Raw genomic sequence first — 11,297 nt, forward strand, 5'->3', positions numbered from 1 at the left:
CTTTCCGTATGCATCGCAGGCAGTGTCGTATCGTCTGCATCGTCTTGGCATATCCGTATCGAGAACGCACGCATCGCATTCGTGCCCGGCCGCATCCGTTCGCGGCGGGAGGGTCCCGTTTCATTCCGCGTCCAGCCGCACACCGCATCGATCACCCATCGAACACATCCAGACGCAAAGGAAACGAGACAGACATGACCATCCACAACACCCTTTCCGAACTTATCGGCAACACCCCGCTCGTCAGGCTCAACCACGTTCCGCAGAGCCTCGGCGTCAGGGCGTCCATCGTCGCCAAGGTGGAGTACTTCAACCCCGGCAGCTCGTCCAAGGACCGCATCGCCGAGCGCATCATCGACGCGGCCGAGCGCTCCGGGGAGCTCAGGCCCGGCGGCGTGATCGTGGAGCCCACCTCAGGCAACACCGGCGTGGGACTGGCGCTCGTGGCCCAGCAGCGCGGCTACCGCACCATCTTCACCCTGCCGGACAAGGTGTCCGAATCCAAGCGTGCCGTGCTGCGCGCGTACGGCGCCGAAGTGGTCGTCACGCCCACCGACGCCGGCCCGGACGACCCGCGCTCCTACTACCAGGTGGCCGAGCGCCTCGCCAAGACGATCCCCGGCGGCTGGCGCCCCAACCAATACGACAACCCCAACGGCCCGCTGAGCCACTACTACACCACCGGCCCGGAGATCTGGGAGGCCACCGACCACAAGGTCACGCACTTCGTGGCCGGCATCGGCACCGGCGGCACCATCTCCGGCACCGGCAAGTACCTCAAGGAGGCGTCCGACGGCGCGGTCAAGGTGATCGGCTCCGACCCGGAGGGCTCCATCTACTCCGCGTCCGACCCCGCCGAAGTGCACCAGTACAACATCGAGGGCGTGGGCGAGGACTTCTACCCCAAGGCGTTCGACCGGAACATCACCGACGACATCGTCAAGGTCAACGACGCCGAGGCCTTCGAGATGACCCGCCGCCTCGCCGGCGAGGAGGGGCTGCTCGTGGGCGGCTCGTCCGGCATGGCCGTAGCCAGCGCCGTGAAGTACGCGCTCGCCAACGATCTGGACGAGAGCCAGCTCGTCGTGGTGCTGCTGCCCGACTCCGGCCGCAGCTACCTGGAGAAGATCTTCGACGACGACTGGATGCGCGCCCACGGCTACGGCGACGTCGTCGAACGCACCACGAAGCCGTCGCTCGTCGCGCAGTACCTCTGAGTCTCCCGGCGTCTCCGCCGATTCCCGATCACCGTTTCCCCGATCCATCCGTCCCCCAGCTCCCATCATCCGTTTCATCGCCGTCCCCACGGCGCCATCCACAGTAAAGGAACACCATCATGACCGCCGCAACCGAACTCTCCGCCAGCTACGCCGCCGACGCCGTCGCCACCCGCGCCATCCATGCCGGGCAGGAGCCCGACCCCACCACCGGCGCCGTCGTCACGCCCATCTACATGACCTCCACGTTCAAGCAGGACGGTGTGCTGGGCCTCCGCGGCGGCCACGACTACTCGCGTTCCATCAACCCCACGCGCACCAGCTTCGACCAGCAGCTCGCCGCCGTGGAAGGCGCCAAGTACGCGCTCTCGTTCGCCTCCGGCCTCGCCGCGATCGACGTGCTGCTGCGCTCCAGCCTCAAGCCCGGCGACAACGTGCTGCTCGGCGACGACGTGTACGGCGGCACCTACCGCCTGCTGTCCAAGGTGTTCGTGCCGTGGGGCGTCGGCCTCGACGTGGTGGACATCACCGACACCGCCGCCGTGTCCGCCGCGCTCGCCGCCAAGCACTACGCCTACGTGTGGGTGGAGACGCCGTCCAACCCGCTGCTCAACATCACCGACATCGCCGCCACCGCGGCCGTGGCGCACGCGCACGGCACCAGGGTGGCCGTGGACAACACGTTCGCCTCGCCCGCGCTGCAGCACCCGCTCGCGGACGGCGCCGACGTGGTGGTCTATTCCACCACCAAGTACATCGGCGGCCACTCCGACATCGTCGGCGGCGCGATCGTGACCAACGACGCCGAGCTGCACGAGCAGGCCGCGTTCCTGCAGAACGCCGCCGGCGCCGTGCCCTCCCCGTTCGACTCCTGGCTGGAGATCCGCGGCCTCAAGACCCTCGACCTGCGCGTGAAGCGCCACAGCGCCAACGCGCTCAGGATCGCGCAGTGGCTCGAATCCCAGCCGTCGAGCGTGGTGGAGCGCGTGTGGTACCCGGGCCTCGAATCCCACCCGGGCCACGCGATCGCCGCGCGCCAGATGCACGGCGGCTTCGGCGGCGTCGTCTCCGTGCAGCTTGCCGGCGGCGCCGAGGCGGCCAAGCGGTTCGTGGACCACACGCGCATCTTCACGCTGGCCGAGTCGCTCGGCGGCGTCGAATCGCTCATCGAGGTGCCCGCCGCCATGACGCACGCCTCCGTGGCCGGCACCACGCTGCAGGTGCCGGACAACCTGGTGCGCATCTCCGTGGGCATCGAGGACGCCGACGACCTGATCGCCGATCTCGATCAGGCGCTCAAGGCGATCTGACCGAGTCTGACGGTTCGGGCGTCTGGGCGGTCCGATCGGCAGGTTCGGCCGAGGGACGATGCCCGGCGTCGCAACGTTGTGATGGATGACCATCGTGGCGGGAGTGGATGGCCTCCGCGGTGGTCGTCCACCGCAACGTTGCGACGTCGGGCCATTGTGAAGGCGGTCGGGCGTTTCCGGCAGTTCCCACGATGGCTGTTCGTCGCAACGTTGCGACGATGGACATGCCGGCGGCCCGCCGTCCGCACGTTCACCTCCGTCCGCTCCCACGCCCGCCCATGCGCGAACCAGCCCGCACGCTACAGTGGGGGCCATGACGGACAATGCGGCGGCGCTCGGCGCACTCAAACGGTACTTCGGCTACGACTCGTTCAGGCCCGGTCAGCAGGGCGTGGTGGACGCGCTCCTCGCCGGACGCGACGTGCTCGCCGTCATGCCCACCGGCGCCGGCAAGTCGGTCTGCTACCAGATCCCCGCCATGCTGCTGCCGGGGCTCACGATCGTCGTCTCCCCGCTCATCTCCCTGATGCGCGACCAGGTGGACGGCCTCAACGACGCCGGCATCCCCGCCGCGTACATCAACACCACGCAGAGCCTCGACGAGCAGGACATGGCGTTCGCCGAAGCCGCCGCCGGCCGAGTCAGGCTGCTCTACGTGGCTCCCGAGCGTCTGGAGACCGACCGCTTCCGCGCGTTCGCCGCGCGCACGCCCGTCACCCTCGTGGCCGTGGACGAGGCGCACTGCGTCTCGCAGTGGGGTCAGGACTTCCGATCCAGCTACCTCGGCATCGGCGAGTTCATCGCGTCGCTGCCGCACCGGCCCGCCGTGGGCGCGTTCACCGCCACTGCCACCGAGCGCGTGCGCGCCGACATCGTGCACCTGCTGGGGCTCAGGGATCCGGCCGTCACCGTCACCGGATTCGACCGCGAGAACCTGTTCTTCGACGTCATCAAGCTCGAGACGAAGTACAAGGCCGGCTGGGTGGCGCGCTACGTGGCCGAGCACCCGGACGAGTCCGGCATCGTGTACTGCGCCACGCGCAAGGAGACCGAGGCGCTCGCGGAATCGCTCAACCGCACGGTGCCGGTGTTGCGCGCGGCGTCGTCGGGCACGATGGGCGCGGCGGGCACGCCGGCGGGCATGCCGACGGGAGCCTCACAGCCCGCGGACGCCGCCCCGATCGCCGTCGCCTACCACGGCGGCATGGCGCCCGAGGACCGCGGACGGGCGCAGCGCGACTTCGTCACCGACGCGGTGCCCGTGGTGGTGGCCACCAACGCGTTCGGCATGGGCATCGACAAGTCGAACGTGCGCTACGTCATCCACCACAACATGCCCGAATCCATCGAGGCCTACTATCAGGAGGCCGGACGTGCCGGACGCGACGGCGAGCCGAGCCGCTGCACGCTGCTGTGGAACGAGTCGGACATCGTCACGCGCCGTCGCTTGCTGGACAACGACTACGAGAACGAGCGCCTCACCCCGGAGGAGCGGGAGACCGTGCGCATGTCGCGCCGCCGCCTGCTCGACGGCATGATCGGCTACTGCCGCACCGCCGATTGCCTGCACACGTACGTGACCCGCTACTTCGGCGAGACCGTCGAACGCCCCGCCGGCACGAAGTGCGCGGGCGGCTGCACCAACTGCCTGAGCACGTTCGAGACGATCGACGTGAGCGACGTGGCGCGCGCCGTCAGCCGCTGCGTGCACGACGTGATGCTCGACTACGACGACGCGGGCCGTCCCACGCCCATGCCGGTGCGTTCCGGGCTCGGCTCGGGCAAGATCGTCGCCGTGCTGCGCGGCTCCAGGGCGCAGGACGTGCTCTCCCGCGGACTCGACCGCTGCCCGAGCTACGGACGGCTGCGCGAGACGCCCGAGGCGCGCGTGCGCGACGTGCTCAGCCAGATGGTCACCGACGGCTTCCTGACGATCACCGAGGGGCGCATGCCGATCGTGGGCTTCGGGCCGCGCGCCGCCGAGACCGTGGCGCCCGACTTTCACTACGAGATCAAGCGCATCGAACGCAGGCGGGGGAGCGGGGCCGGTGCGACGGGCTCCGGTTCTGGCTTCGGCGCGGGCGCCGCGGGGACGCCCGGCGTCGGCCCGGCGCTCTCGTCCGGCGAGGGAGAGCCCACCGAGGCGGACGAGCGCCTGTTCGACGCCCTGCGCGCGCTGCGTCTCGAGATCGCGCGCGAGACCCGCAAGCCGCCGTACATCATCTTCAACGACCGCACGCTGCGCGACATGGTGCGTCGCAGGCCCACCACGCCGGTCGCGTTCCTCGAGGTCAACGGCGTGGGGCAGAGCAAGCTCGACGCATACGGCGCGCGCTTCATGGAGCTCATCGCGGCGGAGGAGTAGGCGGGGCGCGTTCGAGGGACGCCGTGCGCGGGATGGCATGACCGCGCGCGGGGCGGGGCGGATGCGTGCGGTCTCGCGTGCGCATGCGCGGATATGCGAGAATGCGCGGATGCGTGGGCTTGCCACGCGCGGATGGACGGGCGGCATGCGAAATGCGCGGGCGGTACGCGCGGATGCATGGGCTTGCGCGGGCTCGGCATGCGCGGAGCCGGCATGCGCACAGGCCGATGGGCGGTCCGGGCTGGGTATCTGCAGAGTCAGGGGTAGATTTGCCTCGCCGTCGGCAGATATCTGCAGAGTCAGGGTGCGTGAATGCCCGCGATCCGCGTGATCGCCGATGATGCGGTGGCGGAATCAAGCCGATTTCGGTTGCGACGACCGGCCGGCGACCGGCCCGAGGCACCCTGACTCTGCAGATACCTGCCTGCACAAGCCGAAATCTACCCCTGACTCTGCAGATACCGACGCGGATCCCGGCGTACGGGCTTCCCGGGCGCCCGCCGCCCGGCGGCCGGGACGATTCGCAGGCGGGCGGGAACTTTCCGGGCGTCTCGCGAACGCCCGTTATCCGTTATTCCTATACCGTCCGGTGCCGGCGGACGGTCCGGCCGCCACTCGCCGGAGTAGCATGGGGCTCGGTTGACCGATTTTCCATGGAACGGAGGAATCATGGCGGAACACAAGGCCGACGAGTCCGGCAGGCCGGTGCCGGAGAGCTTCCAGCTCGACCACACCAAGGTGAAGGCGCCGTACGTGCGCTACATCGACACGGAGAAGGGCCCGCACGGCGACGTGATCTCCAACTACGACCTGCGGCTGGTGCAGCCGAACGAGAACGCCATCCCCACCGGCGGCCTGCACACCATCGAGCACACCATCGCCGTGCTGCTGCGCGAGCGCATCCCCGGCTACATCGACTGCTCGCCGTTCGGCTGCCGCACCGGCTTCCACCTGCTCACGTGGGGCGAGCACTCCACCGAGGACGTGGCGAAGGCGCTCAAGGAGTCGCTGGAGTTCATCGCCTACGAGGCCACGTGGGACGACGTGCCCGCCACCACGATCGAGAGCTGCGGCAACTACCGCGACCACAGCCTGTTCACCGCGAAGGAGTGGTGCAAGGACATCCTCGCCAAGGGCATCAGCTCCGATCCGTTCGAGCGCAAGGTCGTCTGACCGGCGTCTCCGCCGATCGCGCCGCATTCCGGAAAGCCGCGTCCCGTCGCCGTGTTCGGGGCGCGGCTTCGTGTTTCGTGCGCGGCGATGCGGTCCGCCTTCGGGCGCTGCGCGGCCGTTGGAACGGCACGGGGGCCGGGATGGCACGGCCGTCAGGCGGCGGCGATGCGGTCGATTGCGTCCGCGGATTCGTCCACGATGCGCCGCATGGCGGCCTCCGCGCCCGCTCCGTCGCCCTTGCGGATCAGGGAAGCGGCCTCGACGTGGAGGTCCAGCGCCTCCTGATTGGCCACGGCAGGCATGAGCTCGTGCCGGGTGCGGCCCTCCAGCGTGGAGGCCACCACGTCGCCGAGCTCGGCGAACATGAGGTTGCCGGACGATTCGAGCAGCGTGCGGTGGAAGAGGATGTCCGCGTCCAGATAGTCCTGCTCGTTGGCCCGGTCGGAGTAGGAGACCATGTCCACGGCGGCGCGGGTGAGCGTGCCCCACTGGTCGGCGGTTGCCGCGGCGGCGGCCAGGCGCGCGGCCAGCGGCTCCACGCCGGCGCGCAGCTGGGAGAGCTCGCGCAGCGCGTCCAGACGGTGCGTCCCGCCGAGCCGCCATCGGATCACCTGCGGATCGAAGAAGTTCCACCGGTCGATCGGGTTCACGACGGCTCCGGCCTTGCGTCGCACGTTCACCAGTCCCATCGATTCGAGCACGCGCGTCACCTCGCGCGTCACCGTGCGCGACGGCGTCTCGCCGCCCAGCTCCGGCTCGGGGAGTCGGTCGCCGGGACGGATGCGGCCGTCGATCACGGCCATGCCCCATTCGTCGAGCAGTCGGTCATGCAGCGTGCGGTCGGCTTCGATCGCTGGAATATCAGTCATACCGGTCATTATCGCACAACGTCGTGCGTTATGGCATACATATTCGACACGCCGGGCGTCATTCATATTGCGTAATCCGTAATCTGGTCGTATATTCGAATACATCATACAAATGCACGCCACAAAGCAGTAACGGCATGCATAATAAACGACTCAATGAAGAGATGGATTATGAATGATGTGATTCTCGCGGCGACCGACGCCGCCGTCCAACTCAACGGCACGCAGCTGGGCATCAGCGTCGTGGCCAGCATCGTCGCGCTGATCCTGCTGGTCACCGTCGCCAAGCTGCACCCGTTCGTTTCCCTGCTCATCTCCGCGCTCGTCGTCGGCATCGGCTCCGGTTACGGCCCGGTCGCCACCGTGGAGAGCTTCTCCGCCACCTTCGGCTCCACCATGGCCTCGGTCGGCATCCTCGTCGGCCTCGGCGCCATGCTCGGCCGCGTGCTCATGGACACCGGCGCCGCCGACAGCATCGTCGGCACGCTGCTCGCCCGGACCTCCACGAAGATGATCCCGTGGACCATGGCCCTGATCGGCGCGCTCATCGGCCTGCCCATGTTCTTCGAAGTGGGCTTGGTGGTGCTTGTGCCGGTCATCATCCTCATCGCCCGCCGCTCCGGACTGCCGCTCATGCGCGTCGCCATCCCCACGCTCGCCGGCCTGTCGGTGATGCACGCCTGCATGCCGCCGCAGCCCGGTCCGCTCGCCGCGCTGAGCAACTTCCCCAACGGCTCCGTGGGCGTGACCATGATGTTCGGCCTGCCGATCGCCGCGGTCACCGCCGCGCTCGTGGGTCCGCTGTTCTCGCGCGTCGCCGCCGCATGGGTGCCGGTGCCCGCGCCGGCGTCCATCGGCGACGAATCCGCCGCCGCGGCCGCCGCCACCGCCGGCGCCGACAAGCCCGCGGACCGCACGCTGCCGCCCTTTTGGCTGTCCGTCCTGTGCATCCTCGTGCCCGCCATCCTCATGCTCGGCAACGCGATCTTCGAGATCGTCGCCCCGGACCAGGCCGGCTCCTCCGCCCTGTACGCGCAGGTGCTCGCCTTCCTCGGCAAGCCCGCCATTGCACTCGTTGTCGCCGTGCTGTTCTCCATGGTCGCGCTCGGCAAGGCCACCCGCATGTCCTGGAAGGACGTGAACGGATCCCTCAAGGCCGCGCTGCCGCCGATCGCCGGCATCCTGCTCATCGTCGGCGCGGGCGGCGGCTACAAGGGCGTGCTCGTGGACACCGGCATCGGCGACGTCATCGGCCGCTTCGTGGAAAGCTCCTCCGTCTCCATCTTCCTGCTCGCCTGGCTCATCGCCGCGTTCGTGCGCGTGGCCACCGGCTCCGCCACCGTGGCGATCATCACCACGGCCGGCATCCTCGGCCCCGTCGTCGAGCAGATGGGCGTCACCACTCCGTCCATTGCGCTGCTCGTCATCGCGATCGGCGCCGGCTCGGTGTTCCTCTCCCACGTCAACGACGCCGGCTTCTGGCTCATCAAGGAATACTTTGGCCTCGACGTCGGCCAGACGTTCAAGACCTGGTCCGTGCTCGAATGCCTGCTGTCCGTGGTGGTGCTCGCGCTCGTGATGATCTGCGGCGTCTTCGTGCCGCTCGTCTAGCGTCGTCTCCCTCCCGGCTCCGAACCAACGACCCCGTCCCAACCGAATAGCAACCTGTAACCGAAAGAAGGAAACCATGACCACCGAATCCACCCGCATCGCCGCAGACATCGTCTCCGCCAACACCGTCCCTGCCGACCACTTCGCCGGCAGGACCCCCGTCATCGTGATGATGGGCGTGTGCGGCTGCGGCAAGACCACCGTCGCCGAGCGCCTCGCCGCCAGGCTCGGCTTCAGGTCCGCCGAAGCCGACGACTTCCATCCGAAGGCCAACATCGCCAAGATGGCCGCCGGCGTCCCCCTGACGGACGAGGACCGCTGGCCGTGGCTGGATGCTCTCGCCGCATGGATCGACGAGCGCATCGCGGCCGGCGAGCCCGCCGTGATCACCTGCTCCGCGCTCAAGAAGGCCTACCGCGACCGCCTGCGCCGCGACGGCGTCGTGTTCGTGTACATGAAGGGCTCGTTCGACGAGGTGATGGAACGGCTGTCCCACCGCAAGGGCCACTTCATGAAGCCGAACATGCTCCAGTCGCAGTTCGACATCCTCGAGGAGCCGGGCGCGGACGAGACGCACGTGGACGTGGAGATCGGCCACGGCACCACGCCCGATCAGGAGGCCGATGCGGTGATCGGCGCGCTGGGGCTGGGCGCGCGCGACGGGGCTGCGGCCGCGGCTTTGACTGCGGCTCCGGCATCCCGCCGCATGACGATGGGCATGATCGGACTGGGCCGCATGGGCGGCAACATGGTGCGCCGACTGCGCGCCGGCGGCCACGCCATCGTCGGCTTCGACGTGAACCCGGACTCCGGACGCGACGTCGACTCCCTCGAAGCGCTGGTGGCCGCGCTGACTGCGCCGCGCACGGTGTGGATCATGGTGCCGTCCGGCAAGCCCACCGATTCGACCGTCGAGCGCCTCGGCGAGCTGCTCGAACCCGGCGACGTGGTCATCGACGGCGGCAACTCCAAGTACACCGAGGATCGCGAGCATGCGGCGGCGCTCGCCGAACACGGCATCGGCTTCCTCGACTGCGGCGTCTCCGGCGGCGTGTGGGGCGCCGAGCGCGGCTATGCGCTCATGGTCGGCGGCGATGACGCGACCTACGCCAAGGCGCTGCCGATCTTCGAAACCCTCAAGCCCGAAGGCGAGTACGGTCTGGTGCACGCCGGCCCGGTCGGCGGCGGCCACTTCGCCAAGATGGTGCACAACGGCATCGAATACGGCATGATGCAGGCGTTCGGCGAGGGCTTCGCCACCATGATGCGCAGCGAGTACATCACCGACCCGGCCAAGACCATGGACTCCTGGCGCGCCGGCTCCGTGGTGGTCAGCTGGTTGCTCGACCTGTTCGAGAACGCCACCAAGGACGATCCCGAACTGCAGGGCGTACCGGCCGTGGCCAACGAGTCCGGCGAGGCCCGCTGGATGGTCGAGGCCGCCATGGAGCTCGGCGTGCCCACGCCGGCCACCGCCGCGGCGCTGTGGCAGCGTCAGACCTCGCGCGGCGGCGCCGACGACATCCTGCGCGTGGTGACTGCGCTCAGGGCCCAGTTCGGCGGCCACGTGACCAAGGTGGACGAGATCGCCACTTGGTGACCGCGTGCGGTTCGGCGGGGCATGTGCTAGGTTGACGTGAGTCGATTTACGTGAGGTTCCGTCGTCGGAGGGTTTCGGCATGCAGTCCAAGTCCAGCGCATCCAGCGAGGCCGGTGTCTCCAGCGCGTCCGCGCGCGAGTTCCGCAAGGCCGTCAAGGCCGATCTGCCGGCGATCCTGGCGATCTACGCGCGCGCCCGCAAGCTCATGGCCGCCAACGGCAACCCGACGCAGTGGGGCAGCACGTTCCCGCGCGAATCCGTGGTTCGCGACGACATCAAGCACGGCCGCACCATGCTGATGGTGGACCATCTGGGCGGCACCGACTCCGGTTCCCGCCGTCCGCGCGTCTCCTCGCCGGCGAACCCCGACGGCTACCGCACCGTGCCGGCGGGGGAGGGCGACGGCTCCGAGCGCATCCTCGCCGTCTTCGCGCTGTGTCCGGGGAAGGATCCCACCTACGCGACCATCGACGGCGCATGGCTGGACGACGACGAATACGTCACGCTGCATCGCGTCGCCTCCGCGGGACTCGTCCGGGGCGCCGCGCACGCGGTGTTCGGCTGGGTGATGTCCCGCTACTCCAACGTGCGCGTGGACACGCACCCCAACAACAAGGCCATGCAGCACGTGCTCAAGTCGAACGGCTTCACGCGCTGCGGCACCATCCAGCTCATCGACCGTCCCACGGACACGCTGCGCATCGCTTTCCAGCGCCACGACCGCAAGGCCGCGTAAGGTCCCGGGGCGGTCTGCCGCGAGACACAGACGGTCTGCCGCGAGACACAGATGACTTCGCGATATGAAAACGGACGCCCGCGCACCTGCCGGCGTCCGTTTTTGTATCGGTCGGTACGATTTCGGACGCTCAGTATGTGCAGGCGTCCGTTTTTGTATAGGGGAGTACGATTTCGGACGCTCAGTATGTTCAGGAGTCCGTTGTTGTATCGGGCGGTACGATTTCGGACGCTTGCGCGGTGCAGGCGTCCGTTTTTGCATCGGACGGTACGATTTCGGACGCGTGACAGGCTCTTCCGATTTTGGTGTGTAAGGGCCGTGCGGTTTCATTCGGTGTGTGATTGAAAAAGTGAAGGAAACCGCGCGGCTTGTCAACGAGTCTAGCGCGTTCGACGGCCGGGTCCTGCTCGGCCTGG

General features: G+C 68.6%; 9 protein-coding genes and 1 pseudogene. 8 read left to right on the forward strand and 2 right to left on the reverse strand.

Features of this window, described 5'->3' with window-relative positions; all coding sequences use genetic code 11:
• Positions 1 to 194: 194 nt before the first annotated feature.
• The 4 genes from G1C96_RS09400 (at position 195) to G1C96_RS09415 (ending at position 6,065) form a co-directional block, all read left to right on the forward strand.
• Positions 195 to 1,217: a pyridoxal-phosphate dependent enzyme gene (locus G1C96_RS09400; RefSeq protein ID WP_169276339.1), complete on the forward strand. Its 1,023-nt coding sequence runs from the start codon at positions 195 to 197 to the stop codon at positions 1,215 to 1,217.
• 119 nt (positions 1,218 to 1,336) lie between these two features.
• Positions 1,337 to 2,527: a cystathionine gamma-synthase gene (locus G1C96_RS09405; protein WP_169276340.1), complete on the forward strand. Its 1,191-nt coding sequence runs from the start codon at positions 1,337 to 1,339 to the stop codon at positions 2,525 to 2,527.
• A 313-nt stretch (positions 2,528 to 2,840) separates the two neighbouring features.
• Entirely contained in the window at positions 2,841 to 4,892 is a 2,052-nt protein-coding gene (locus tag G1C96_RS09410) for a RecQ family ATP-dependent DNA helicase (protein WP_169276341.1), read from the forward strand.
• A gap of 669 nt (positions 4,893 to 5,561) precedes the next feature.
• Positions 5,562 to 6,065, forward strand: a complete 504-nt coding sequence (locus G1C96_RS09415) for an S-ribosylhomocysteine lyase (RefSeq protein WP_169276342.1) — start codon at positions 5,562 to 5,564, stop codon at positions 6,063 to 6,065.
• Between the two features lie 152 nt (positions 6,066 to 6,217).
• On the opposite strand, the gene G1C96_RS09420 is transcribed toward G1C96_RS09415, so the two are convergent.
• Positions 6,218 to 6,934, reverse strand: coding sequence for a FadR/GntR family transcriptional regulator (locus G1C96_RS09420; RefSeq protein WP_169276343.1), 717 nt, complete (start codon positions 6,932 to 6,934; stop codon positions 6,218 to 6,220).
• Positions 6,935 to 7,105: 171 nt separating this feature from the next.
• On the opposite strand from G1C96_RS09420, the gene G1C96_RS09425 reads away from it, so the two are divergent.
• The 4 genes and pseudogenes from G1C96_RS09425 to G1C96_RS09435 all read left to right on the forward strand — a co-directional run bounded on the left by G1C96_RS09425 (position 7,106) and on the right by G1C96_RS09435 (position 10,881).
• Positions 7,106 to 8,545 carry a GntP family permease gene (locus G1C96_RS09425; RefSeq protein WP_169276344.1) on the forward strand — a complete coding sequence of 480 codons (1,440 nt, stop codon included), beginning with the start codon at positions 7,106 to 7,108 and terminating at the stop codon, positions 8,543 to 8,545.
• Positions 8,546 to 8,717: 172 nt separating this feature from the next.
• Positions 8,718 to 9,134: pseudogene (locus tag G1C96_RS10410) on the forward strand (gluconokinase); the annotation flags it as partial.
• A gap of 117 nt (positions 9,135 to 9,251) precedes the next feature.
• On the forward strand, positions 9,252 to 10,145 hold the full coding sequence (gnd, locus tag G1C96_RS10415) for a phosphogluconate dehydrogenase (NAD(+)-dependent, decarboxylating) (RefSeq protein ID WP_205832125.1): 894 nt from the start codon (positions 9,252 to 9,254) through the stop codon (positions 10,143 to 10,145).
• Positions 10,146 to 10,224: 79 nt separating this feature from the next.
• Positions 10,225 to 10,881 carry an N-acetyltransferase gene (locus tag G1C96_RS09435; protein WP_169276346.1) on the forward strand — a complete coding sequence of 219 codons (657 nt, stop codon included), beginning with the start codon at positions 10,225 to 10,227 and terminating at the stop codon, positions 10,879 to 10,881.
• A gap of 190 nt (positions 10,882 to 11,071) precedes the next feature.
• On the opposite strand, the gene G1C96_RS10160 is transcribed toward G1C96_RS09435, so the two are convergent.
• Positions 11,072 to 11,297: hypothetical protein (locus G1C96_RS10160; RefSeq protein ID WP_205832124.1), on the reverse strand; the 226-nt coding region annotated here is incomplete at its 5' end.

Origin of the sequence: Bifidobacterium moraviense (assembly GCF_012932365.1) — a bacterium.
GTDB lineage: Bacteria > Actinomycetota > Actinomycetes > Actinomycetales > Bifidobacteriaceae > Bifidobacterium > Bifidobacterium moraviense.

Excerpts from the sequence above, each read along its gene's own strand:
- G1C96_RS09410 (WP_169276341.1), top strand. The coding sequence starts at position 2,841 with ATGACGGACAATGCGGCGGCGCTCGGCGCACTCAAACGGTACTTCGGC.
- G1C96_RS09425 (WP_169276344.1), top strand. The coding sequence starts at position 7,106 with ATGAATGATGTGATTCTCGCGGCGACCGACGCCGCCGTCCAACTCAAC.
- gnd (WP_205832125.1), top strand. The coding sequence starts at position 9,252 with ATGACGATGGGCATGATCGGACTGGGCCGCATGGGCGGCAACATGGTG.
- G1C96_RS09435 (WP_169276346.1), top strand. The coding sequence starts at position 10,225 with ATGCAGTCCAAGTCCAGCGCATCCAGCGAGGCCGGTGTCTCCAGCGCG.
- G1C96_RS09420 (WP_169276343.1), bottom strand. The coding sequence starts at position 6,934 with ATGACTGATATTCCAGCGATCGAAGCCGACCGCACGCTGCATGACCGA.
- G1C96_RS09400 (WP_169276339.1), top strand. The coding sequence starts at position 195 with ATGACCATCCACAACACCCTTTCCGAACTTATCGGCAACACCCCGCTC.
- G1C96_RS09405 (WP_169276340.1), top strand. The coding sequence starts at position 1,337 with ATGACCGCCGCAACCGAACTCTCCGCCAGCTACGCCGCCGACGCCGTC.
- G1C96_RS09415 (WP_169276342.1), top strand. The coding sequence starts at position 5,562 with ATGGCGGAACACAAGGCCGACGAGTCCGGCAGGCCGGTGCCGGAGAGC.